We start from the raw sequence: 20,376 nt of genomic DNA on the forward strand, positions 1-20,376 counted from the left end.
TTTCTGCATGGACTACGGGGAGGGAGGGGGTAAAATATTTTGCTGCATCTGCAGAATCGAGCCCCCTTTACCGGTGCCCCCGATGGTTAAAATCGCAAAACTTTTTAGGTGGGGGGCTATTTATTTTATATAACTTACCACCACTCATCATTCCATTTAGTACTCTTTTGCCACAGAGAATAGTCAACGTATCTACCGTGCTTCTTATTGTGACAGTTAACGCAAAGCGTTTGTAAGTTATCCTCATCAAAAGCTAACGCTGGATGATCTTCAATCTCTTTAATATGGTCCACTACCAGCATGATCTTCTTTCGTTTTGCTGACTCGCTGTACTCATTAGTATCAATCGTTACTCTGCCTTTTCGTTTGCACTCCTGGCATTCGTAATTGTCACGCTGCTTAACTTTAACTCTTAATTGTTTCCAATGTTGACTATCGTAAAATTTGCGCTTTTGTTCTTTGGTTTTATATTCAGCCATCTTCACCATCAAGAGCGTATTTACCTCTTGCTAATCCGTATCCCTTTCTAACAATACCGTTATGGACCTTTTCAAAATGTTCAATATTGTACTTAGTTCCGCCAAATTCGTTAGTTTGTGTTTCCCAATCAAAACGAATATTTCTTAATAACGTAACTTCTTCACCTTCGTAAAAGACTTTAGGTACTGATGTTTCATTCTCTAATTCGATAACAAGTAAGTTTTCTTTATTGCTAGAAGAATCAGGACTATATCGTAATGAATCTACTTGATTATGATTTACTTTCCATGATTCATACTCTTCTGATAGTTGCACAATAGTTTCCATTTGTTCAGGACTAATCTTCTTACAATCTTTTATGTTTCTATCTACTATCTTCCGTCTAATAAAGTGCGCCTTGTCGCTTATTTTCATCATCTTCATCTCCTTTTATGTATAAAAATAAGACACCTCATTGAGATGTCTTAAATAATGTTATTTTATTTTCTAGGTGTATTTCTAACGAGTTTAAAATAGTGTGTATACAATTCGTCTAGATTTTCGCGAGTTTGGTCTAGCGGAAGTCTATCTAAATGCATTTCAACCAATTCCATTACGACGTCCATGCTATTTCTCCCTGTTGCTTTTTCCATTTATTATCCACCTCCTTTTAACAATGCTTAACTACTATATTCGACAAGAATACATAATATTCCTGCCTAATTGTAAATGATTTAGGACACTCACACCGATTGTGCGAATGTCCTTAAGGAGGTAAAAACTTCACATTAACATAATATCACATTTTAGAAGGCCAAAAGTGACATTGAAGTGACATGCTATCTCCAGCCAAGAACTTCAACAGTAGCTTGAACCATTTCATCTCGCCATCTTAACGCTTGTCTCTTACTTACATAACACTGATTCGCGACATATTCCCAATCTTTATTATTATCTTTGCACCAGTAACGTTCATGCACTAACCGCTTCCGATCTTTAGGCAATGCGTTATATACCGTTTCAATTGCGCTTGTGATCTCACGTAAGTAATTTAGCTGCTTATGTTTAGTCAATCTAATTACTTTGTCAGCCGTTGGGTCTGTTGTATCTCTTACACTATTCTTACCAGCAACGACTGTTGGATCGTTGTTACTGTCATCGTACGGATAAAGTATCGCATCTTCTAACATCTTAATTTCTTGTAACGTCCGGTAATAGTTAAACCATTCGGATTCAACTTTTTTAAATGTTGACTTGGTTGTCTTTAGTTCCTGCACATTATCTACCGCCTATCTGCTTGATCCGTCTTCTAAATCGATTCTAACTTTGTATTTCAGTGCGTTAATTTCTTCTCGTGTTGTAATAAAAGCCGTATTCCATCGTTTGTAATTGTTGTATGCATCCGCTTCCTGCTTTCTAATATCGACAATAGCAAGCTCTGCATGCACTGCTTTGCTTTGTTTAGCTTTTAAGTATTCCATATTGTAAATACGCTTACGCTCAACGTATATGTTCCTGTGCATCTCTGAAAATATTGCAGCTAACCTGCCGATAAAAACAAGTTGTTTTGATAGCAAGTATATCTTATCTACTTTATCTTCTTCCGATAGCTGCATGATCTGTTTATGATAGTTCTTCACTTCTTCTAAATTATTATCTATCCGCTTCTGATTAGTCATATAATCACTCACTGACTGATTTAATAACCATTTGACTGTCTATTATGATTGGTTTCATTTTTAACGTAGTAGGCTTGTTCTATGTCTTTCTCATTAAAGCCAATCAATCTGCCTAAATTAAGAAACTCATTGAATAAAGTTTCGTACGTTCCTCGCACTGGACCACCGTCATATTCGAGTGATATTTTAAAGCTCGTAATTAACTCATACACTTCCAAGAATTTTTCTAGCGTTGTACCGTTCTTATTTGACGATTTGAGCGCTGTGAATATTGTGTAGTTAATGTCATTGCCGATTGATAACAAGAAGTGCAGTGCATCGACATACTCTATCAACGCCTTTTCATAGTTGTTTTTCTTGTTCGACCAAAATTTAAATACTTCAGGTAGTTCGTTAGTAAGTTCTCCTAATTCAACTTGCAAAGCTATTATTTTCTCTGGAAGCAAATAAGTGCCTATCAGACCTTTTTCTTTTTTTATTCGTATATCTAGTTCTAACTGTGTGTCAAACAATTGTTTTAAATCCATAGTCACATTCCTTTCGTTTGAACTTTAATGTTCTGTTTATAAAGTATTGCGTTATCTTTCTTGAGACGTTCATTTTCTGTTTGTATACGTTTAATTTCGTCTATAGCAATGTCTATTGATGACCTGCCAAGTTTAAGAGGATTGATATCGTTAGTCATTAAAAATCCAGTTAGCTTACCTATCTGTGTGCTAAAATGGTCGTTTGTTTCTTCTAGCGACTTTATATAAGATTCCACGTTGTGTAACATCTTAGCTAGTTCTATATCATGACGTTTCATTCCATTGATTCCTCTCCAGTTTTATACTCAATATCAATCGGCACAATTTTTTCCGGCTTGAAAATCATCTTGTAATCATATTCTGATACATCAGACGTTCTTAATTGTTCGACAGTGTATGTTACGTTGTCACTCAATCCTAGATAATGCTTTTGGTAAGCATCAGGACCAACCTTTGCGATTACTTCAATAACGTTGTCACGATCTATGTCTACACTGATATTTCCGACCATTTCCATGATATAAGTGTCAGTAAGTGAGTTATAAAACACTACACGTCTAATTACTCTAAATTCATCTGATTCCTTGCTTATATTATTCGATACCGTTTCCGCTGCTGAACAAGCACTCAATAACATTGTTAATAACACCATACTTAGTAAAATCATTTTTCGTTGTTTCATTTCTTCATCTCCCATCCCTATTTTTAAAACCATTTATCGCTAGCATGCTCGTGATTGACATCTAGCGCCCTAAAGTGAGTAAGTATACTAACTAGTTTTTCATACGATTTATCTTGCACGTCGTGATAGTTGAATTTGTTAGCAAGTTCTTGTATAACGCGTATCCGCTTCTTAGCATCAAGTATTTCGGAGTATCTCATTTACACACCTCATTGTTTGCTGTATTCGTTGATTAACTCTTCTACCCGCTTCAATTCTAGATAGATTGTGACAAGTTCTACATCCGTCATCTGTTTAGCTTGGTAAATACCTAACCTATTGAGTAAGTCAATAAACTGTTTTCTTGACACGTTTATCACCAAGAATCATTTGGTATTTGCTTTTGATTTGTGCGACTGTGCTTCTCGTTGAAACTCCTGGAACCAATCCAACTATTTCTTTATTCGTTTTACCTTCTCGCACAAGATCAAGCACTTGTTTTTCTCTACGTAATATTTTTTCTTCTTTCTGCTTTTGTTCTTGGTTAAAGAATTTTTTCGCGCGTTCATTTGTTTTGATTAAGTAACGTATCTTGCTTTTAATTGCCCCTGGTGTGCGATCCATTTCGATAGCAATATCTTTAGACGACCATTGTTTGATAAACCTCAAATCAATAATCTCGTTAAGTTCTTGGTCCGTGTAGCCATTTGCTCTCGTATATTTAACTCCGTTCAAGTCGAAAAGATACTCCCTCTCTTCTTTCGTCAATTCTTTATGTGACTTTCTTTGTAACTTCTTGCGTTTGGACACACGTTTCGGGTAAATCTTATCTAGCATTGCTTGTAATTCGTGTGTAGGTGCATCATTAGCAATCATTTTGTCTAACTCAATTAATAATCTTGTTCTTTCGTCCAAAACTACTCCCTCCTAGAATGGTAAATCATCGTCTGAAATATCAATCGGCTCACTTTGTGTTTGCGGTGCTGTACTTGGATAATCAACCGCTTCTTGTTTATTATTCTTCTTAGATTCTAGAAACTGTACGGATCCCGCTAATACTTCCGTGACAAATACTCGTTTGCCGTCTTGGCCATCGTAACTACGCGTCTGTAAGTTACCATCAACACCAATCATTTGTCCTTTACTCATGTAGTTTGCCAGGTTCTCGGCCGGCTTGTTCCAAATCACGCAATTAATAAAATCCGCTTCACGTTCACCGTTTTGGTTTGTAAATGGCTTATTTACTGCGATAGTGAAGTTAGCTACGGCTTTACCGCTTTGTGTGTATCTCAAATCTGGGTCCTTAACTAATCTGCCTACTAAAACAACTCTATTTAACATTCTGTCATCTCCTAAATAAAAATAATGTAAGTGAAACGTCTTGGTTTAGAATCGAACGTTTGTACGACTTGTAATATTTCACCGCTACTTGCTCTGATTGTCTTCTCCAAAACATAGATTTTCATTTGTAGTTACCGTCCCGATCTAGGCGACGCTCACGCCAATTTTCAAACCATTTACGACCTAAATGTTCTGGTTCGTGATACGGGCCGGTCTTTAATCCGTGTGCCCAATCATGACATGCTCTGCATACTGTCACGCCATTCCGCTTCTCGCCAGTTCCACCTTGCGACTTAAAAGTGATGTGGTGCGGTACACTCTCGATGATGCCTTTGCCACATTTGACGCATTTATATCCGTCACGCTCAAATATCGCTTGTTTAACTGTCGGTAAAAAATTTCGGTTTGTTTTCTTGCGCTTACTTCTGATTTGCAATTGTTTGCTGTAAGGACTGAATGTCATGAGCAACGTCCTCCTTCGTTAATCCAACTACTTCACATAGAAGCGGGTATTTATCAAATACATTTCTACAATCACTGTTTTCTTTAGACTTGAAGTGTATAACTCCTTGCATGATACAACCTCCCTATTTCTTTAATCGCCGGTAATCAAAACTATCTAGCTTAACTCTCTGTGTATCGTTCATGATTCGAGAAAATATTCTATCTCCTACCCAGTCTTTTAACTCGGCCGCTTCAAGATTGGTTGTGAATACTGTCGGCTTACCTGCACGATCGTCAATGATTTCAAATAGCCTTGATGTCGTCCATGGCGTTTTATGTTCGGCGCCCAAGTCATCAATAACGAGTAGGTCTACTTGCTTCATCAGTCGAATGATTTCGTCTTCACTGACCGAATCGTTGTTAAATGAATCCTTAATCTTTGTTATCAACTTCGGGAAACTAATGAAAATACAGTTATGCCCGTTATTAATTAATGCTTTCGTGATTGATACCGATAAGTGACTTTTTCCAGTGCCGTAATTACCGCTAAATAGCAAGTTGCCTACGTCAGGAAAGTCTTTAACGTAATTGACAGCAACGCTCTTAGCTTGCGATTGCGCATCGTTAGTAGTTTCATAGTTTTCAAATGAAGCAGATTCCAGTGACTCGTTGATCAAGCTATACTTAGCAAACTTATTCATCAAGTTTTTAGCTGCTTGGCGTTTATTGACTTCAACTGTACGTTGTCTTGCTAATTCCTTATCAGCACACTTACATCCGAGTACGCCTATTTCTTTTTCGCCCTTACGTGGACCCGCGTGGATAACCGCTTCTACTTTTCTTACTTTCTTCTCACCGCATCCCTCACAGTCATACACTTCAAGTACTTTAAAATTGATTTCTTCCAAGAAGTCCTTCAGGCTGTCCATTCGTTGATCACTCCTATCAAAAGTCCATGTCATCGTACATGTCTTCGTATTTGTCTTTCTTCTCCGCTTCTTTCTTAGGCTTCTTACCGTTACTTTCTATTTCTTCAACAGTTAGGATGTTTGAGTTCTCCCAGTTCTTCAAGATACCCTCTACATATCGCAAGTTCCTGATGTTAGAAGCGGATGCAATCTCTAATGCTTTAATGATCATGTCACCAGGTTCTTTAAAATTCGAATCGTCTAGCCATTTTAAAAGCGACTCTTTTGCTTGGATGTTATTAAATCCAAATCCATTGTTATCCCAAAAAGAAACAATAACGGCAACGACATTATTTTCTTTATCTTTTTCTTTATCTAATTCTTTATCTAGTTCTAGTTCTTTATCTGTTGCGTTACGTAACGTTACATCATCGTTACCAGTATCGTTACTATCTTTATTTGTTTCTATCCGTTGTTTTTTTCGGTGCTTTGCTACCCGCTTTCGCGTTTGTTCCCTTATCTTGTCCAAACCTTCAACATTCTGATGTTTCTCCCAGTTACATATTTCGATATAATTCTCTTGATCAATAGAAATCATGCCAAAGCTTTCAAATGTTTTTAATGCCATTCGCACTACATTAACAGGCCGATTAAATACGGCAGCTAACATTTCTTCAGTGTATGGAATGTTTTCCGCTAAATATATATATCCACTTGCATTCGTTTTTCCTGCTTGAGACAAGAGTTTAACCCAAATAATCAATATCGTATCGGCTTCAGGCATTTGTTCGATTACACGTATCTTTTCATCATCAAACATATGAGTGCTAAGCTTAATCCACTTAACATCACTCATAATGATTACCTCCTACTTAATTAAAAATAATGTTATAATTGTTTATAATGATGTTGCAGCATCATTTAAATGAGTTGGGACCTTACTGTTAGTAAGGTTCTTTTTATTGCATAACTGACTTATCTAACGTTCTTAATCTGCCTGTTTCACGGTGACTTACGACTAACTCATCATTTAGGTTCTTAACAACCAACCAGTTACTGCTATCAATCTTGTATTTGCTCATTAGTAGTTTCTGTTGCCTGTTCGGCTTCTTTCCATGCTTCATTAAATCTCGCCCCCTTTCCTCTTCACCAGTAGACTAATCTGTTGTTTCTTGCTTAACCGCGTCCAAAAAGATACTTTAATATTCATGTTTGTCCTCCTTCAGTAATTTTCTTATATCCCTGTAATTCGTTAATTGGTTAACTAACAATTTGTTAAGTGCTTCATAGTTACGTGCGATATATTGCTTTTCAATCAATAAGTTTGTACATTCTATATGGGCACCTATCTGATCAATCAATTTTTTATTAATATTGCGTGTGCTACCAATCTTTAAAGCTAGCATTACGGTGATTGAAGCGGTTATCAATGAAGCGGTGAAAGCAGTAAAAGCGATGTAAGTCATAAAGTTCATTGCTTTGGCCACCGCTCTTTAGATACTCGTTTGTACAGGTCCCATACTTCCGAAAACCCTACTTTAAACGCTTCTCGTTTCGCTCTATCAGCTACCGGAATATCAAATGCACGCTCAATGTCTGTCATAAGTGCTTGAATTCGATAATCTCTAATCCGTAAGTTGTTACACGCCTTTACTTCTTCAAATCGTTCTTCAAATTTCTTTAAAAATTCATCAATGTTAGTGAGTACGTTGTACATCAATTTCCCCTCCGATTTCCTTAAAATTTCTGGCGAATTTAACCCGACCAAATCCTAAAATTTGTTTGTCGTGCCAAACACTAATGGCATTGTCATACACTTTCACTTTACTTCCCCAACCCGGGCTATCCATTACAGCGAACCTGGCTTCATTATCTTCAAATCCAATAAACGCTAGTTCTCCAAAGGTGATAAAGTATCTAGACATCATTTCACCCTCGTATAAAGCCCTGCGTAAGCTGGCCACCCTGTATCGTCAGTAACAGTCGATAACGTTTCGTACGAGTGCTTCTCAAATTTATTACCGTTTAAAACTTCGATATTGCTATTTCTAGCAATATCTACAATCTCATCATCAGACTTGCGTTGTAACTTCAATACTCCGCTTCTATCGACAATGAGACGACCAATTTCCCATTTATCCATGCGATCGATTAAGTCCTGGTATCTGTTCATTTGAATAACCTCCTAATATTTTTTAACCCACTCGAGTAAAAATTCTTGTGCTTCCTTAGCCGGAAAAATCCGCTTCTTACCTACCCGATGCAATGGAAATCCCTGCTGATATATCACGTGTTTTTCAAGATGGCTAATTGACATGCTTGTCTTTTGAGCGAGTGTCTTCATATCCCAAAAGACTTTTTCAGATTCTAGCTCATCTAAACGTTTTTTAAGTGCAGCTTTAAATTCTTTCTCTACAAATTCCGGATCAACTTCAATGTGGATCATGTTTATCACCTCTCAATTCATCTAGTGAAACTTCCAAAGCATCTGCGATTTTGCAAATTTTGTTAAATGTAGGATTCGCTTCACTGTTATTAACGATATTATTTAGCGTAGAATCATAAAGACCTGTCAGCTTAGATAATTGATAAATTGATATGTTCTTTTCTTCAAGTAATTCTTTAATCCTTAACATACATACATCCTCCTTTTGATAACTCAATATATTGTGTTAGAATATTGTTAAATACTGTATACGGAGGTGAAAAATATGAATAACCTTATTAAAATTCAAGCTTTTGATGTGATTCTAAAAAGGTTTTGGTCTAAAAAAATTGAGAATTTAAAAGTAATCTTACAGATTGATAATCATTTTTGGACTGGTGATCTTTTAAACTGGTCATCAAACTCAATTGTTGAAGAATATATTGATGGACTAGGTGTTATAGATAAGACACTTTACTACAAAGATAATTCTGAGTTTTTAAAAAAGATTTATATCGCTTCAGATGAATACACTAAGAAAATAGGGTATACCATTAGCAAAATTGAAGATTCCAGATTAATCTTTAATATAATTAATGAAATCATTGATACCATTGATTTTTCTGGTGTAGAAAGTAAAATTGATGATGTATTGTATAACGCTGTTTCCTTAAGTAATGACGTCGAGTTGCCTTTTCTTAGCTTGAAAAATTCTGAGATAAAACTAGTAGCTATCAAAAGAAACGATCACTAAATTTCTGTAAAGTTTCTAGAACACGTAATTCTTTATGAGTTTCGTTTAGCGAGGGGTCCTCAAGAATACTAATCAGCGCAGTTTTCAACATCGGATATGGATCCCTTTCTTTTTTTCTTCTAGCTAGTTCACCTCTCGCATTTAAAGTCCACTCTTCAAAACTGTCCTTATCCATCTGTTTTAATTCGCTTACCTCTGGTAAAAATTTCTCTTGTTTAATACTCATATCTAATTCCTCCTGTTTTATTAAATTTTTTGACCCTTTCATTTAGATCGCTTTCTTTCTTACAATTGACATTGATCAACACTTTAATCTTTTGAAACTAAGCTGTACTTAAGCGTCCTGATAATTTCTTTGATTTGCTCTTTTTTCAATTGAACAACTGCTTTGTTTTTAATCTCGTAAGTCGTTGTGTCTCCAGTTGTATCACTATCATACTCGATAAGAGTAAGGTTATATACGTCGTTATTTTCATCGTAATCAATAGCTACATTTGCATGATTTTCAAGTAATACTAGTTCAACTGTTTTAAACATTTAATTTGCCTCCTTGATAGTTACACCGTTTTTGATTGCAAATTCCTTAACCACAGCTACATAAATCTCAGTTATACGTTTGTCGTCTGCGATTACATCCACTTTGCTAAGCTTGTCACGTTTTGATTTACTAACTCCTTCATCAGCTAAACGTCTACGTTTATTGGTAAGCCTCACACTTAATTGATAACCGCCCCTGCGTTCAACTTCTTTATAAATCTCGTTATTAACTTCTTTATATGCATCAAATCCGCCGCGAGATTGAGCTATCTTACTGATTAACTGACGCGCATCTTTTCGCCAGTCTGTCGTGTTAAGTGCAACCACATCACGAATGCCATCAACTTTTGTTTCTAACTGCTTCGTAGCCAGTTCTTGTTTGGCCAAAGACTGAAATAAACCATTGAACATTTGTAGTTCAAGACTTAAACTTGCTGTGTTTATCTCATTTTGTTTAATGTGATTCTCCATCTTGTTAAAACGTTCGATATAAGCGACAGCGAACTGTGTTCCTTTTTCTCCAGTCATTCGTGTTGAGTAAAGTTCACAACCTTTTTTGGTTAAATTGTAACTTGGGTATTCTTTATTTTGTGAATTTTTATATGTCGACTCGATGAAATAGGACTCCACATTTTTGTGGTCACCTAAATGTTTCATGATTGTATCGATATCTCTCATCACTTGGTCGTGTCTTCTTTCTACCATTTCAGCTACTTCTAAGCTTGTTAACGTTTTTTCTAATTGATTCATTTTCATTCCTCCTGTTATTTTGGTGATACTTTATTTTTTGTCACCAATACGGTGATTTCGAGGCAAAAAAATATCTTCTATTCTTTTATTGAATATATCTCTTACAATAAACATTTCATCGGAGGTAAATTCATAAGCTCCGCGTTCTTTATTGCTGTATTGCTGCGCTGATAAACCAAGCTTTTCAGCCATATATTTTTTAGAGTAATTATTTCTTTCACGTAAAATCATAAGCTTTTCCTGCATTTAACGTCACCCCCTGTCGCTTTCTGTAGTTATACTATATCACCATTACGGTGACTATTCAACAATAAAATTAAAATTATTTAAAAAATTTCACCATTATGGTGATTAATTGTGTTAAAATGGGTATTATACTTATATAGGAGGTGAGAGTAATGGATTTAAGAATTTTTATAGGTAACAAGATTAAACAACTAAGAGAAAAACACGGTCTAAATCAAGACGATTTAGCTAAAAAACTCAGTACAACAAAACAGGCAATCAGTAGATATGAAAAAGGTGATAGACAAGCTAACCAAGATATTCTATTCGCGTTATCTAATATGTTTAATGTTGATATAGATTATTTTTTCCCGGTAAGGGCACACGCTCCGACCAACGTATTTAAATCTACTGGAAACTTCATCAAAATCCCCATCATCGGTGAAATAGCTTGCGGTGATCCGATACTTGCAGTAGAAAACGTTATCGACTATCACGTTGAACCTGCTGATCTACTACCAGCAGGAAATCTTTTTTACTTAAAAGCTAAGGGTGACAGCATGGAACCGAAGATACCTAATCAGTCACTCGTGCTGATTAGAGAACAAAGCGATGTAGAGAGTGGAGAAATAGCCGCCGTTTTAGTTAATGGTGATACAGAAGCTACATTAAAACGAGTAAAGAAGCAAAGCGGATACTTAATATTAGATCCAGACAATAGCAATTATGAACCAATAATTGTGGATGAAAAGAATCCTGCGCGTATTATTGGTAAGGCCTTGCAAATAACAGCAAAACTCTAAAGGTGGTATTCTTAATGAAAATTTTAAATTTCCTAAAAAAGAAAAAACGAATAGACCCTATCAAGGTTAGCGCTTTGAAGCAAGATGTTATTGCTGAGATTATGGAATCAAATCCTTATAAAGGGATTGCTTTCGAAGGACTATCCAATAAAGAAGTCAAAAGTTTGGAGAGAACGCAGAATAATCCAGTATTTGAAATCACGGATCACAAAGTGACTGGTTTCACAGCTACTAAAAAGGGTAAGACATGTACTGTTTTTTATGATGATAAACAAATAGGTACTGTAAAATCAGAAAATATGCCCGAAGAAAAGCTGGATACCGAGTTAACAGGATCAATAAATGGTGGAAAGAGAAAATATATGGACCTTGATGGGCAAGGTGGTGTAAAGTTATTCACTAAAAAAAGCCGTTACGTTTTATATTTAATCTAAGTTCTTAGCGCTAAAAACTTAATAGCCCGACTGATCAGCGGGGCTAAAATTAGAATGGAGTGTTTTTATGAATAGTCAACAAAACAGTTTTATGGTCAGTGCAATTCATTTTTTGGCATGGTTTTCACTTATCGGAGGCGTAATTTTAGGTATTGCTAATGGTAACGTCTCTAATGATATATCATACGATACTGATTTTTCTTTCTTTATTTTTATTACGTATACTTCATACGGAGTAATTTCATTTATTTTGTTTGCCGCTTTAGGTAAGGCGATGATTTTGCTTGAAGATATCCACGAGTTCGCGAAAAAAAGAACAGAATACGTGAAAGAAATAAGAAAGAGCTATATCACAGAAAAAGAAGGTTAATAAACAATGCCCCGTTTTACCGGGGCTTAAATACACGAAAGGATATGATTATCATGGCTTATATACGTAAGCGAGGTAAAACGTGGTCTTTTACGGTCGATACAGGTATTGATCCAGTGACTGGTAGACGCCGACAGAAAACGACATCTGGATTTAAAACGAAAAAAGAAGCAGAATTGGCAGCAGCTAAAGTAGAAAGTGAAGTTATTGATAGTAATTATGTAGAAGTAACAAAAGAAACGTTTGATAAGATTGCACAAGAATATTTTGATGTTGTAGCTAAGAATAAGATGCGTGAGTCAACGTATGAAAATCGTTTATCATCTTATAACAATCGAATAAAAGGACATTTAGGTAAGATGAAAATAAAAGATATCAAACCGCTTCATGTACAAAACTTTTATAATCAATTGATTGAAGAACAACTCACTACAAGTTTCGTACGTACGTTGCATAACTTAATATCTTCTATATTTAAATATGCACATCGATACGATTATATAAAGTTAAATATTATGGATAAAGTGGATGCACCAATACCAAAAGCTAAGGAAATGAATACGTGGACCTTAGAAGAAGTCAATACATTTTTAGAGGTTGCTAAAGATTACGATACGTATATCATTTATTATTTGGCTATTTACACAGGAATGAGACGAGGGGAAATTTTAGGGTTGCGCTGGAAAGATATTGACTTTGCCAATAACAAGATACATGTCACGCAAAACTTAGTACTTGTTAACAATGAGATGAAAATTCAAGAACCAAAAACAAAGGGATCTAAAAGACAAATAGCCCTAACATCTGCTGAAATGTTAGAGCTAAAGAAACATCGTATTAAAAAGACGTTTGAAACTGATTTGGTCGTCAGTACGTCGATTGGTACACCGTACCATCCACGTAATCTCTTGCGTAATTTTAACACGTTGTTAGATAAATGTAATGTGACAAAGATACGCTTTCATGATCTACGTCACACGCATGCAACTTTAATGTTAAAACTCGGCGAAAATCCTAAAGTCGTTAGTGAACGATTAGGACACAGCAAAGTATCAATCACATTAGATACGTATTCTCACGTCATGCCAGATATGCAATCTGCATCCGCTGAAAAGTTCTCAAATTATTTACGTGGTCAAAATGTGGTCAATGAGAATAAAACGAAAGCGACAAAGAAGTAAAACCCTTGTCGCCGTAGTGACTTCGACTGGTCTCGAACCAGCGACCCCCACCCTGTCAAGGTGGTGCTCTCCCAACTGAGCTACGAAGTCATAAATGAAACTGTGTTTATATCATAGTCAATCTTGGTGTATTTGTCAATATATATCTTTAAAAAATCATGCACAATTTAACTGCCTCATTGTCCTCTCCTTTTTTAATAAATTATATGCGTTTCTTTCTGAAGAATTTTGTTACTTCAACTATATTGAACTAAACTCACCTACCATTCTCGCGAATGGTAGAAAAATGTATCTTCTCACCCTAAAACGATAAAGAATTCTTCGACAGACCTGAGGTTTCTTTTTTTTCAGCCGTATGTGAAAGGATATTTCGCTCATTGCGGTACTGATTTTACCGATTTCAGTTTAGTTCGCTCTAGTATCAGTTTTTGTACGCTCGCCCTTTCTTAAAACTGTCGCCTGTGATGGCAACATTATTGCGTTGTCGTACAACAATTATCCAGCAGGTACTTCACTGTTTATAGGCTTTCTGTCGCATCAGTTTTAAACTGTTCAATCACTTTTTCAGTTGGCCACTGATATAAGGTCTTCCTTTCACTTGTCTCATTCACTTGACATTTTTTTCTTCTTACAATTTCACATCATATTTTTTTGTTATTAGTGATTCAATTCTTTATATCCTTTAGTTTATGAAATTAAACTTTCTCATTATAGCTTTAATTGTAAAATGATTCAGATGACTCCCCACAACGCCACAGTTTTTTGGTATGATAGGTGGAGATACACTTTTTTAAATTAAAGCAATTCATTAGAAAATGAGGAATGGTTATGCAAAAAAAACTCCCAATCGATTATACGATTGTTTTTATTTTAGGTTGTTTATTTACAATCAGCTTGCTCGCAATTTACAGTGGCTCCGGACAATACGCTTCCGGGGATCCTTCTTTTTTTATTAAACGGCAACTTGTCTTTATTGTCTTAGGCCTCATTGTTATGATGGTCGTCGCCTTCTTCGACTTCGAATTATTGGAACGATGGACGTGGCTTTTTTATTTAGGCAGCATTTTCTTACTCGTTTTAGTTGATATTATTGGGGTTGAACGTAATGGTTCTAAACGCTGGATTGATGTTGGTGTGACAGAACTCCAGCCATCAGAATTTATGAAAATCTTTCTTGTCTTACATATTGCAATGATTCTCAGTAAAATTGGTAAATACCGATTAGATTTTAAGCCAAGTCTTTGGGTGCTATCTAAAATATTATTTTTCACAATAATTCCGTTATATCTTATTTGGCAACAACCCGACCTTGGTACGACGTTAATGATTTTGTTTTCAGTCGCGGCTTTACTTTTAATATCAAGTTTGTCTCTTAAGCTCTTAGGTATACTCGTCGCGACAGGTATCACTGGCATCGGCACACTGGTTTATTTATTTCTCTATCAGCGTGATATATTAGAAAGTTTTGTCGAAGCTCACCAGATGGCCCGTATTTACGGTTGGCTCGACCCAGAAGGCTACTCACGTGGTTTCGGTTACCAGCTTCAACAAGCCCTGCTTGGGATAGGCTCGGGACAATTGTCAGGGTCTGGTTTTAGGGAAGGGTATCAAGTACAAAGCGGCCATATTCCTGAAGCCCATACCGACTTTATCTTTGCCGTCATCGGCGAAGAGTTTGGCTTTATTGGGACAAGTCTTGTTGTTGTCTTGTTTTTCTTATTGATTTACCGAATCATTACGATTGCCTTACAGGCAAATTCACTATTCGGTATGTATATTTGCGTGGGGGTCATCGCCCTATTAACGTTTCAGATCTTTCAAAACATTGGTATGACCATTGGACTCATGCCGATTACCGGTTTAGCATTACCATTTGTGAGTTACGGTGGGAGTGCATTACTAACAAATATGTTGGCGATTGGGCTTGTGACGAGTGTTCATCTCCGAACGAAATCTTATATGTTTGGAAATGATGAAGAAGAATAGAGGGATTTTTATGATAGAGCGAGTAAAAAAATTTGATTTTATTTTAATTAGCGCCATACTTTTGTTATCAATCTTTGGGCTCATTATGGTGTATACGTCAAGTTATACACTGGGTGAACTCGATTATAATAATGGTTTACATTTTTTTAGACGGCAACTGATCTTTTTTATTGCTGGACTTGTGCTCATGTTTATTAGTAGTTTTGTGTCATTAAAATTTGCCGGTAAAATGAGTCCTTGGCTTATTCTTATCAGCATTTTGTTACTGGTGCTTGTCTTGACGCCACAACTCGGGGTTGTACGCAATGGCTCCAGACGTTGGGTTAATCTAGGCGTCGTTTTTCAACCATCTGAAATCGTCAAAATTTTTATGGTCATCTATTTTGCCAAGTTTTATTCCAAGCGGAAAGAATATTTTAATAGTTTTCTATACGGCGTCTTGCCACCACTGATTGTCTTTGCGGTTGTAGCAACATTAATTATGTCACAGTCTGATTTAGGTACAACCATCCATTTACTCGCCATTTGCGGGGCAATAATTATCTTTAGTGGTGTGAAAGTCCGGCATATTCTTGGTTTAATAATAACCGGCGGTGCTCTTGCGGGTTTGTTTGCTTATATTGAACCTTACCGGTTTCAGCGCATCACGTCATTTTTAAATCCATTTGATGATTTACAAGGGGCCGGCTATCAACTTGCCAGTTCCTATGTCTCAATTGCCTCCGGTGGGTTATTTGGGGCAGGACTCGGCAATAGTGTGCAAAAGCTCGGCTATTTGCCAGAAGCTCATACAGATTTTATTATGTCAGTGATTGTCGAAGAACTAGGTATTATTGGGATCACACTTGTGGTTGGTTGTTATTTAGTGATCTTATTCCGCGGGATAAAAATCGCTAATGAAGTAAATAACGACTATTACCGGTTACTTGCACTCGGGATTACGTTCCAAATCATTATTCAAGCGGTCATCAATCTTGGGGCAATGTCTGGGCTATTGCCCATTACAGGGATACCTCTCCCCTTTGTCAGTTACGGCGGGACATCACTTGTCATTATGATGGTTGCATCTGGTTTATTGATCAATGTATCCGGACGTAAAAAAATTAGCGAATAGAAAACAACAGAGTGTGAATTTATTTAGGGGGAGATTTTTTCGTGAATATTTTAAAAGCAACAACTAACCAACAAAAACAAGATGCTTACGCTGTGCGATATGATGTTTTCGTAAAAGAGCAAGGTGTTGATCCTTTGATTGAACAGGATGCTTTAGATGAGGTAGCCACACATGTCATTGGCTATATTCACGACCAGCCTGTCGCCTGTCTACGATTTACGCCGACACAACACAAAGGAAAAATTCAACGTATGGCCGTTTTAAAACCTTACCGGGGACAACAGCTCGGGAAAAAGCTGATGCTTCAAACAGAGCTATTTATGAAGCAAGCCGGTTTAACCATCAGCAAGTTACACGCACAAAAACAGGCAGCCGGTTTTTACGAACAACTTGGCTACGTGGTGACTTCAGATGAGTTCTTTGAAGCAAATATTGCGCATGTCGCGATGGAAAAAACGTTATAACATTAACCTAATCCTTGTTAACTTAGTCATAGCACTAAGTAAGACAAGGATTTTTATATCATTCAGAGACAAGTAAGTTGCAGTAAATATTTTTAATATGTAAGGTTCGTCTCACTACTTAATATCATCGACCATTCTACAATTAAAAACATGAGCCTCAGCCACTGAATGGCTAAAGCTCATGTTTATTAGATGAAGGCATCAATATATTGACCTTTTCCCGTTAAGTCTCGTTGTAATTTTTGAAGGGTGGACTGTTTTTCCTGTTTAAATAGCTGGCCTTTTTCTTTTCCAGATTGGCCAAAGAGATGTCGGTCAATCGATTGACCAGAGTGATGCTTTGCTTCAATTGATGGGACAGGTTCAAGTTGGTCTAGTTTAAATGGTTCAACTTCTTGCCCAATCACACGATTATGGTAGGCTTGATAAACATATTGATCAATTGGAAGGACATAACCCATCGCTCTCATCTCCTTTGAAGCATTCTAAAAGAAAAAATCTTCTGTTAATTACATTATACCCGATTATTCAAAAAAAGAAACATTTTTGATCGTTAACATGACTTCTCTCATTTCATATATTACTGATAACCATAGCCACTTATATGCAAGATTGAGATTTTCACTTATGACTTATACAACTTTTTAAGATTCTACGATTTGAAAAATAACCCGTTTAATTCAACACAAAAAGCCTAACCTTGACCGGTTAGACTTTATATTTATGATGATAAAAAATAGGGAAACAAGTTAAGCTAAACCTAAAATACTGTAACCAGAGTCAACATGAATAATCTCACCTGTGACTCCGCTTGACAGATCACTGAACAAGTAGTAAGCATTTGATCCAACTTCTTCTTGCGTGACTGTTCGTCTTAATGGTGCTTTTTCTTCAATATCTCTTAAGATTTTATTAAAATCACCTACACCTTTAGCTGATAACGTTCGGATTGGACCAGCTGAGATTGCATTAATTCGAATGTTTTGTTTACCTAAATCATTCGCTAAATATTTCATCGATGCGTCAAGACTAGCCTTCGCTACACCCATGATGTTGTAATTCTGAACAACACGCTCACCACCTAGATAAGTAAGGGTAACAATGCTACCACCTTCTGTCATTAGCGGTTCAGCTGCACGTGAAACAGCCACGAGTGAATAAGCACTAATGTTATGCGCCGTTAAGAAACCTTCCCGACTCGTCTGTTTGAATTCACCCTTTAAATCATCCTTATCAGCAAAAGCAATACAGTGCGCTAACCCATGAATCACACCAACATCTTTGTTTATTTGTCCAAAAGCTTGTTCAATTGATTGATCATCACTCACATCACACTCATAGAAATGTTCAACCTCTTGATTTAATGTTTGAGCTAAGTCACGCACAGACTTTTCAAAGCGTGGACTTAAATAGGTGAAAATTAAATTAGCACCCGCTTCATCAAGTGCCTTTGCGATCCCCCATGCTAAAGAACGTTTATTAGCGACACCCATAATGACATAGGTGCGACCCTTTAAAGAAAAATTCATATCAACAACCTCCGGTTTTATTACGTGTTATTAGTACCTAGTACTATATTAACGAATAATATAATATTTAGCAATCTTTTTTTACTACAAAAAAATAGAGACCTTCGCCTCTATTTATATTAAATGAGAAATTGCATAAACATGGTTGCTAAACCAAAGTAAATGACAACCGAAATAATATCATTGATGGTCGTAATAAATGGACCTGACGCCACAGCAGGATCGACTTTAAAGTAGTGCATCAAGAGTGGTACAAGCGCACCCGAGACCGTCGCAACAAGTAATGTCGTCATAATCGATAGACCAACGACAAATCCTAAAAAAAGTGTTCCTTGCCAAATATAAATAATTCCCCAAATTGATAAACCACATGTTACCCCAATAATCACACCAGTCGTTAACTCTCGGGTAACAATTTTAGATAACCCTTGTTTTTGAAAATCACCGGTCGCAATCCCTCGTACTGCAACCGCAAGCGCTTGTGTTCCTGTATTACCAGCCATACCAGCAATCAGTGGTAAGAAAATTGCAAGAAGTGCGACTTGATCTAACGTTTCTTCGAATCGTCCTATAATACTTGCGGTAAACAGCCCTAAAAACATTAAGATAATCAACCATGGCAATCGATTCTTAGCCGCTTGAACAGGCGTCAAATCTGCCGCTTCCACATCAACACCGGCGAGTTTTGAGTAGTCATCATTAGCTTCTTCTTCCATAACATCCATAATATCATCGACAGTTATAATCCCGAGCAAATGATTTTGAAAATCAACAACAGGAAGGGCCAGAAAGTCGTAATCACGCATCATTTGAGCAATCTGTTCTTGGTCATCACCAACGGATACAGACACAATCCGATCACTCATAAGATCTTCAATAATTTCAGCCCCGTCAGCAATAATTAAGTCACGTAATGAAATAACCCCAACCAGTTTACGATCTTGATTAACGACGTAAATATAATAAATCGTCTCCGCGTCAGGCGCTTCTTGACGCAAATGTCGCATCGCTTGTTTGACATCCATATCCGTCGTGACTACGACGTATTCTGTTGTCATAATACTACCGGCAGTTTTCTCTTCATAGTGCAGCAAATCTTTAATCTCATCTGCCGCTTCTTCTTCCATTATCGTTAAGTAACTAGCGACCTTATCTTTATCTAAATCATTTAAAATATCTACCGCGTCATCCGTTGCGACTTCGGCTAATACTTCGGCCGCATATGTCGGATTCATTTCGGTAATGACGTCACCAACCCGATCTTCATCAATATGTTCAATTACATCGGCCATTTCTTCAGGTGATAAGTAGCTATACACTAAATGACGATCTGTTTCATTTAACTCTTCAAATAATTCAGATTGATCATACGGGTGCATCTCCAAAAATTCATCACGAAATCGATGCATATCTTCTTGAGCTAGCGCCTCTTCAATCTCAGTATATAACGGTTCTTTTTCTTCTTGATCTAATTTTTCCATAAGATTTCCCTCCTTACCCGTAGCTCTTAAACGTTTCTAACAGCTTATTTTATCATAGAATGTTTGTTTTATAAAAGAAAACAGTTTTATTCATGTTCCCTGTCTATCTTTCTTTTAAACATAAGACTTGTATACTTGATTATTCAGGTACTCATCATAAAAAAAGGCACCGATACAGGTTGACTCATGTATCGACGCCTTCTTTCATCGGTTGTATAATATTTGGTGTTGGTGAAGGGATTTTAAGTGAGACAGAGATTGCTCACTTAAATAACTCACTAGCACCTTATTTCTGCCTAAATGT

37 protein-coding genes and 1 tRNA gene are annotated in these 20,376 nt (G+C 36.5%); 8 read left to right on the forward strand and 30 right to left on the reverse strand.

Going from position 1 to position 20,376, the window contains the following annotated elements:
* Positions 1-134 precede the first annotated feature (134 nt).
* The 22 genes from BM098_RS11200 to BM098_RS11285 all read right to left on the reverse strand — a co-directional run bounded on the left by BM098_RS11200 (position 135) and on the right by BM098_RS11285 (position 8,655).
* Positions 135-479 (reverse strand): HNH endonuclease, encoded by a 345-nt coding sequence (locus tag BM098_RS11200; RefSeq protein ID WP_089833429.1) that lies wholly within the window; start codon positions 477-479, stop codon positions 135-137.
* Positions 472-894: a hypothetical protein gene (locus BM098_RS11205; protein WP_089833367.1), complete on the reverse strand. Its 423-nt coding sequence runs from the start codon at positions 892-894 to the stop codon at positions 472-474. Before BM098_RS11205 ends, BM098_RS11200 begins: the two co-directional genes overlap by 8 nt.
* 65 nt (positions 895-959) lie before the next feature.
* Positions 960-1,112, reverse strand: coding sequence for a hypothetical protein (locus BM098_RS13490; RefSeq protein ID WP_159430178.1), 153 nt, complete (start codon positions 1,110-1,112; stop codon positions 960-962).
* Between the two features lie 186 nt (positions 1,113-1,298).
* Positions 1,299-1,736, reverse strand: a complete 438-nt coding sequence (locus BM098_RS11210; protein WP_089833370.1) for a transcriptional regulator — start codon at positions 1,734-1,736, stop codon at positions 1,299-1,301.
* A 12-nt stretch (positions 1,737-1,748) separates the two neighbouring features.
* A complete protein-coding gene (locus tag BM098_RS11215) occupies positions 1,749-2,138 on the reverse strand; it encodes a hypothetical protein (RefSeq protein WP_089833372.1) in 390 nt (129 codons plus the stop codon).
* Between the two features lie 20 nt (positions 2,139-2,158).
* On the reverse strand, positions 2,159-2,665 hold the full coding sequence (locus tag BM098_RS11220; RefSeq protein WP_089833374.1) for a dUTP diphosphatase: 507 nt from the start codon (positions 2,663-2,665) through the stop codon (positions 2,159-2,161).
* A 2-nt stretch (positions 2,666-2,667) separates the two neighbouring features.
* On the reverse strand, positions 2,668-2,943 hold the full coding sequence (locus tag BM098_RS11225) for a hypothetical protein (protein WP_089833376.1): 276 nt from the start codon (positions 2,941-2,943) through the stop codon (positions 2,668-2,670).
* The gene (locus tag BM098_RS11230) at positions 2,940-3,347 is read right to left on the reverse strand and encodes a beta-sandwich lipoprotein (RefSeq protein ID WP_089833378.1); all 408 of its coding nucleotides are present in this window, start codon (positions 3,345-3,347) and stop codon (positions 2,940-2,942) included. The genes BM098_RS11225 and BM098_RS11230 overlap by 4 nt, the downstream gene beginning before the upstream one ends.
* A gap of 209 nt (positions 3,348-3,556) precedes the next feature.
* Positions 3,557-3,697 carry a hypothetical protein gene (locus BM098_RS13495; protein ID WP_159430179.1) on the reverse strand — a complete coding sequence of 47 codons (141 nt, stop codon included), beginning with the start codon at positions 3,695-3,697 and terminating at the stop codon, positions 3,557-3,559.
* Positions 3,675-4,241 (reverse strand): helix-turn-helix domain-containing protein, encoded by a 567-nt coding sequence (locus tag BM098_RS11235; protein ID WP_089833380.1) that lies wholly within the window; start codon positions 4,239-4,241, stop codon positions 3,675-3,677. The genes BM098_RS13495 and BM098_RS11235 overlap by 23 nt, the downstream gene beginning before the upstream one ends.
* 12 nt (positions 4,242-4,253) lie before the next feature.
* The gene (gene ssb / locus BM098_RS11240; protein WP_089833381.1) at positions 4,254-4,667 is read right to left on the reverse strand and encodes a single-stranded DNA-binding protein; all 414 of its coding nucleotides are present in this window, start codon (positions 4,665-4,667) and stop codon (positions 4,254-4,256) included.
* Between the two features lie 121 nt (positions 4,668-4,788).
* Positions 4,789-5,130 (reverse strand): HNH endonuclease, encoded by a 342-nt coding sequence (locus tag BM098_RS11245; RefSeq protein WP_089833383.1) that lies wholly within the window; start codon positions 5,128-5,130, stop codon positions 4,789-4,791.
* Positions 5,087-5,242: a hypothetical protein gene (locus BM098_RS13615; RefSeq protein ID WP_186819713.1), complete on the reverse strand. Its 156-nt coding sequence runs from the start codon at positions 5,240-5,242 to the stop codon at positions 5,087-5,089. The genes BM098_RS11245 and BM098_RS13615 overlap by 44 nt, the downstream gene beginning before the upstream one ends.
* Before the next feature lie 12 nt (positions 5,243-5,254).
* A complete protein-coding gene (locus tag BM098_RS11250) occupies positions 5,255-6,040 on the reverse strand; it encodes an ATP-binding protein (protein ID WP_159430180.1) in 786 nt (261 codons plus the stop codon).
* Between the two features lie 16 nt (positions 6,041-6,056).
* Positions 6,057-6,875: a phage replisome organizer N-terminal domain-containing protein gene (locus tag BM098_RS11255; protein ID WP_089833387.1), complete on the reverse strand. Its 819-nt coding sequence runs from the start codon at positions 6,873-6,875 to the stop codon at positions 6,057-6,059.
* A gap of 103 nt (positions 6,876-6,978) precedes the next feature.
* Positions 6,979-7,143: a DUF6906 family protein gene (locus tag BM098_RS13620; RefSeq protein WP_186819712.1), complete on the reverse strand. Its 165-nt coding sequence runs from the start codon at positions 7,141-7,143 to the stop codon at positions 6,979-6,981.
* A gap of 75 nt (positions 7,144-7,218) precedes the next feature.
* Positions 7,219-7,494: a hypothetical protein gene (locus tag BM098_RS11260; protein ID WP_089833388.1), complete on the reverse strand. Its 276-nt coding sequence runs from the start codon at positions 7,492-7,494 to the stop codon at positions 7,219-7,221.
* Positions 7,491-7,736 carry a hypothetical protein gene (locus BM098_RS11265; protein WP_089833390.1) on the reverse strand — a complete coding sequence of 82 codons (246 nt, stop codon included), beginning with the start codon at positions 7,734-7,736 and terminating at the stop codon, positions 7,491-7,493. Before BM098_RS11265 ends, BM098_RS11260 begins: the two co-directional genes overlap by 4 nt.
* On the reverse strand, positions 7,717-7,944 hold the full coding sequence (locus BM098_RS11270) for a hypothetical protein (RefSeq protein ID WP_089830496.1): 228 nt from the start codon (positions 7,942-7,944) through the stop codon (positions 7,717-7,719). The genes BM098_RS11265 and BM098_RS11270 overlap by 20 nt, the downstream gene beginning before the upstream one ends.
* Positions 7,944-8,192, reverse strand: a complete 249-nt coding sequence (locus tag BM098_RS11275) for a hypothetical protein (RefSeq protein ID WP_089833392.1) — start codon at positions 8,190-8,192, stop codon at positions 7,944-7,946. The genes BM098_RS11270 and BM098_RS11275 overlap by 1 nt, the downstream gene beginning before the upstream one ends.
* A gap of 12 nt (positions 8,193-8,204) precedes the next feature.
* The gene (locus BM098_RS11280) at positions 8,205-8,465 is read right to left on the reverse strand and encodes a hypothetical protein (RefSeq protein ID WP_089833393.1); all 261 of its coding nucleotides are present in this window, start codon (positions 8,463-8,465) and stop codon (positions 8,205-8,207) included.
* Positions 8,452-8,655, reverse strand: coding sequence for a helix-turn-helix domain-containing protein (locus BM098_RS11285; RefSeq protein WP_089833395.1), 204 nt, complete (start codon positions 8,653-8,655; stop codon positions 8,452-8,454). Before BM098_RS11285 ends, BM098_RS11280 begins: the two co-directional genes overlap by 14 nt.
* A 75-nt stretch (positions 8,656-8,730) precedes the next feature.
* Here BM098_RS11285 and BM098_RS11290 point away from each other — a divergent pair, with 75 nt between their 5' ends.
* On the forward strand, positions 8,731-9,198 hold the full coding sequence (locus BM098_RS11290) for a hypothetical protein (protein ID WP_089833397.1): 468 nt from the start codon (positions 8,731-8,733) through the stop codon (positions 9,196-9,198).
* Here the strand turns inward: BM098_RS11290 and BM098_RS11295 are convergent.
* The 4 genes from BM098_RS11295 to BM098_RS11310 all read right to left on the reverse strand — a co-directional run bounded on the left by BM098_RS11295 (position 9,179) and on the right by BM098_RS11310 (position 10,731).
* On the reverse strand, positions 9,179-9,424 hold the full coding sequence (locus tag BM098_RS11295) for a hypothetical protein (RefSeq protein ID WP_089833401.1): 246 nt from the start codon (positions 9,422-9,424) through the stop codon (positions 9,179-9,181). The two genes, BM098_RS11290 and BM098_RS11295, sit on opposite strands and share 20 nt — an antisense overlap.
* 83 nt (positions 9,425-9,507) lie before the next feature.
* Entirely contained in the window at positions 9,508-9,735 is a 228-nt protein-coding gene (locus BM098_RS11300) for a hypothetical protein (protein ID WP_089833403.1), read from the reverse strand.
* Positions 9,736-10,485 carry a Rha family transcriptional regulator gene (locus tag BM098_RS11305; protein WP_089833406.1) on the reverse strand — a complete coding sequence of 250 codons (750 nt, stop codon included), beginning with the start codon at positions 10,483-10,485 and terminating at the stop codon, positions 9,736-9,738.
* A gap of 30 nt (positions 10,486-10,515) precedes the next feature.
* A complete protein-coding gene (locus BM098_RS11310) occupies positions 10,516-10,731 on the reverse strand; it encodes a helix-turn-helix transcriptional regulator (protein WP_089833407.1) in 216 nt (71 codons plus the stop codon).
* Between the two features lie 152 nt (positions 10,732-10,883).
* Between BM098_RS11310 and BM098_RS11315 the strand changes: the two genes are divergently transcribed.
* The 4 genes from BM098_RS11315 to BM098_RS11330 all read left to right on the forward strand — a co-directional run bounded on the left by BM098_RS11315 (position 10,884) and on the right by BM098_RS11330 (position 13,498).
* Entirely contained in the window at positions 10,884-11,513 is a 630-nt protein-coding gene (locus BM098_RS11315) for a LexA family protein (RefSeq protein WP_089833409.1), read from the forward strand.
* Positions 11,514-11,527: 14 nt separating this feature from the next.
* Positions 11,528-11,947, forward strand: a complete 420-nt coding sequence (locus BM098_RS11320) for a hypothetical protein (RefSeq protein WP_089833411.1) — start codon at positions 11,528-11,530, stop codon at positions 11,945-11,947.
* 67 nt (positions 11,948-12,014) lie between these two features.
* Positions 12,015-12,317: a hypothetical protein gene (locus BM098_RS11325; protein WP_089833413.1), complete on the forward strand. Its 303-nt coding sequence runs from the start codon at positions 12,015-12,017 to the stop codon at positions 12,315-12,317.
* Positions 12,318-12,370: 53 nt separating this feature from the next.
* The gene (locus BM098_RS11330) at positions 12,371-13,498 is read left to right on the forward strand and encodes a site-specific integrase (protein WP_159430181.1); all 1,128 of its coding nucleotides are present in this window, start codon (positions 12,371-12,373) and stop codon (positions 13,496-13,498) included.
* Between the two features lie 17 nt (positions 13,499-13,515).
* Here the strand turns inward: BM098_RS11330 and BM098_RS11335 are convergent.
* A tRNA-Val gene (locus BM098_RS11335) sits at positions 13,516-13,588 on the reverse strand.
* Positions 13,589-14,326: 738 nt separating this feature from the next.
* On the opposite strand from BM098_RS11335, the gene rodA reads away from it, so the two are divergent.
* From rodA to BM098_RS11350, 3 genes are read left to right on the forward strand one after another with little or no spacing between them, the layout of a single operon-like run.
* Positions 14,327-15,484: a rod shape-determining protein RodA gene (gene rodA / locus BM098_RS11340; RefSeq protein ID WP_089833417.1), complete on the forward strand. Its 1,158-nt coding sequence runs from the start codon at positions 14,327-14,329 to the stop codon at positions 15,482-15,484.
* Positions 15,485-15,494: 10 nt separating this feature from the next.
* Positions 15,495-16,598, forward strand: a complete 1,104-nt coding sequence (ftsW, locus tag BM098_RS11345) for a putative lipid II flippase FtsW (protein ID WP_089833419.1) — start codon at positions 15,495-15,497, stop codon at positions 16,596-16,598.
* Between the two features lie 41 nt (positions 16,599-16,639).
* Entirely contained in the window at positions 16,640-17,062 is a 423-nt protein-coding gene (locus BM098_RS11350) for a GNAT family N-acetyltransferase (RefSeq protein ID WP_159430182.1), read from the forward strand.
* A 188-nt stretch (positions 17,063-17,250) separates the two neighbouring features.
* Here BM098_RS11350 and BM098_RS11355 read toward each other — a convergent pair whose 3' ends face one another.
* The 3 genes from BM098_RS11355 to mgtE all read right to left on the reverse strand — a co-directional run bounded on the left by BM098_RS11355 (position 17,251) and on the right by mgtE (position 20,072).
* Complete coding sequence (locus BM098_RS11355) at positions 17,251-17,523, reverse strand: hypothetical protein (protein WP_089833423.1); 273 nt, start codon at positions 17,521-17,523, stop codon at positions 17,251-17,253.
* Positions 17,524-17,811: 288 nt separating this feature from the next.
* Positions 17,812-18,591 (reverse strand): enoyl-ACP reductase FabI, encoded by a 780-nt coding sequence (gene fabI / locus BM098_RS11360; protein ID WP_089833425.1) that lies wholly within the window; start codon positions 18,589-18,591, stop codon positions 17,812-17,814.
* Between the two features lie 119 nt (positions 18,592-18,710).
* Entirely contained in the window at positions 18,711-20,072 is a 1,362-nt protein-coding gene (gene mgtE / locus BM098_RS11365) for a magnesium transporter (RefSeq protein WP_089833427.1), read from the reverse strand.
* Positions 20,073-20,376 lie beyond the last annotated feature (304 nt).

The organism is Halolactibacillus halophilus, from assembly GCF_900115605.1.
Lineage (GTDB): Bacteria > Bacillota > Bacilli > Bacillales > Amphibacillaceae > Halolactibacillus > Halolactibacillus halophilus.

What these genes read in the sequence shown, in the direction of transcription:
- BM098_RS11200 (WP_089833429.1), bottom strand. Translation starts at nt 479, where the DNA reads ATGGCTGAATATAAAACCAAAGAACAAAAGCGCAAATTTTACGATAGT.
- BM098_RS11205 (WP_089833367.1), bottom strand. Translation starts at nt 894, where the DNA reads ATGAAAATAAGCGACAAGGCGCACTTTATTAGACGGAAGATAGTAGAT.
- BM098_RS13490 (WP_159430178.1), bottom strand. Translation starts at nt 1,112, where the DNA reads ATGGAAAAAGCAACAGGGAGAAATAGCATGGACGTCGTAATGGAATTG.
- BM098_RS11215 (WP_089833372.1), bottom strand. Translation starts at nt 2,138, where the DNA reads ATGACTAATCAGAAGCGGATAGATAATAATTTAGAAGAAGTGAAGAAC.
- BM098_RS11220 (WP_089833374.1), bottom strand. Translation starts at nt 2,665, where the DNA reads ATGGATTTAAAACAATTGTTTGACACACAGTTAGAACTAGATATACGA.
- BM098_RS11225 (WP_089833376.1), bottom strand. Translation starts at nt 2,943, where the DNA reads ATGAAACGTCATGATATAGAACTAGCTAAGATGTTACACAACGTGGAA.
- BM098_RS11230 (WP_089833378.1), bottom strand. Translation starts at nt 3,347, where the DNA reads ATGAAACAACGAAAAATGATTTTACTAAGTATGGTGTTATTAACAATG.
- ssb (WP_089833381.1), bottom strand. Translation starts at nt 4,667, where the DNA reads ATGTTAAATAGAGTTGTTTTAGTAGGCAGATTAGTTAAGGACCCAGAT.
- BM098_RS11245 (WP_089833383.1), bottom strand. Translation starts at nt 5,130, where the DNA reads ATGACATTCAGTCCTTACAGCAAACAATTGCAAATCAGAAGTAAGCGC.
- BM098_RS13615 (WP_186819713.1), bottom strand. Translation starts at nt 5,242, where the DNA reads ATGCAAGGAGTTATACACTTCAAGTCTAAAGAAAACAGTGATTGTAGA.
- BM098_RS11250 (WP_159430180.1), bottom strand. Translation starts at nt 6,040, where the DNA reads ATGGACAGCCTGAAGGACTTCTTGGAAGAAATCAATTTTAAAGTACTT.
- BM098_RS11255 (WP_089833387.1), bottom strand. Translation starts at nt 6,875, where the DNA reads ATGAGTGATGTTAAGTGGATTAAGCTTAGCACTCATATGTTTGATGAT.
- BM098_RS13620 (WP_186819712.1), bottom strand. Translation starts at nt 7,143, where the DNA reads ATGAAGCATGGAAAGAAGCCGAACAGGCAACAGAAACTACTAATGAGC.
- BM098_RS11260 (WP_089833388.1), bottom strand. Translation starts at nt 7,494, where the DNA reads ATGAACTTTATGACTTACATCGCTTTTACTGCTTTCACCGCTTCATTG.
- BM098_RS11265 (WP_089833390.1), bottom strand. Translation starts at nt 7,736, where the DNA reads ATGTACAACGTACTCACTAACATTGATGAATTTTTAAAGAAATTTGAA.
- BM098_RS11270 (WP_089830496.1), bottom strand. Translation starts at nt 7,944, where the DNA reads ATGTCTAGATACTTTATCACCTTTGGAGAACTAGCGTTTATTGGATTT.
- BM098_RS11275 (WP_089833392.1), bottom strand. Translation starts at nt 8,192, where the DNA reads ATGAACAGATACCAGGACTTAATCGATCGCATGGATAAATGGGAAATT.
- BM098_RS11280 (WP_089833393.1), bottom strand. Translation starts at nt 8,465, where the DNA reads ATGATCCACATTGAAGTTGATCCGGAATTTGTAGAGAAAGAATTTAAA.
- BM098_RS11285 (WP_089833395.1), bottom strand. Translation starts at nt 8,655, where the DNA reads ATGTTAAGGATTAAAGAATTACTTGAAGAAAAGAACATATCAATTTAT.
- BM098_RS11290 (WP_089833397.1), top strand. Translation starts at nt 8,731, where the DNA reads ATGAATAACCTTATTAAAATTCAAGCTTTTGATGTGATTCTAAAAAGG.
- BM098_RS11295 (WP_089833401.1), bottom strand. Translation starts at nt 9,424, where the DNA reads ATGAGTATTAAACAAGAGAAATTTTTACCAGAGGTAAGCGAATTAAAA.
- BM098_RS11300 (WP_089833403.1), bottom strand. Translation starts at nt 9,735, where the DNA reads ATGTTTAAAACAGTTGAACTAGTATTACTTGAAAATCATGCAAATGTA.
- BM098_RS11305 (WP_089833406.1), bottom strand. Translation starts at nt 10,485, where the DNA reads ATGAATCAATTAGAAAAAACGTTAACAAGCTTAGAAGTAGCTGAAATG.
- BM098_RS11310 (WP_089833407.1), bottom strand. Translation starts at nt 10,731, where the DNA reads ATGCAGGAAAAGCTTATGATTTTACGTGAAAGAAATAATTACTCTAAA.
- BM098_RS11315 (WP_089833409.1), top strand. Translation starts at nt 10,884, where the DNA reads ATGGATTTAAGAATTTTTATAGGTAACAAGATTAAACAACTAAGAGAA.
- BM098_RS11320 (WP_089833411.1), top strand. Translation starts at nt 11,528, where the DNA reads ATGAAAATTTTAAATTTCCTAAAAAAGAAAAAACGAATAGACCCTATC.
- BM098_RS11325 (WP_089833413.1), top strand. Translation starts at nt 12,015, where the DNA reads ATGAATAGTCAACAAAACAGTTTTATGGTCAGTGCAATTCATTTTTTG.
- BM098_RS11330 (WP_159430181.1), top strand. Translation starts at nt 12,371, where the DNA reads ATGGCTTATATACGTAAGCGAGGTAAAACGTGGTCTTTTACGGTCGAT.
- rodA (WP_089833417.1), top strand. Translation starts at nt 14,327, where the DNA reads ATGCAAAAAAAACTCCCAATCGATTATACGATTGTTTTTATTTTAGGT.
- ftsW (WP_089833419.1), top strand. Translation starts at nt 15,495, where the DNA reads ATGATAGAGCGAGTAAAAAAATTTGATTTTATTTTAATTAGCGCCATA.
- BM098_RS11355 (WP_089833423.1), bottom strand. Translation starts at nt 17,523, where the DNA reads ATGGGTTATGTCCTTCCAATTGATCAATATGTTTATCAAGCCTACCAT.
- fabI (WP_089833425.1), bottom strand. Translation starts at nt 18,591, where the DNA reads ATGAATTTTTCTTTAAAGGGTCGCACCTATGTCATTATGGGTGTCGCT.
- mgtE (WP_089833427.1), bottom strand. Translation starts at nt 20,072, where the DNA reads ATGGAAAAATTAGATCAAGAAGAAAAAGAACCGTTATATACTGAGATT.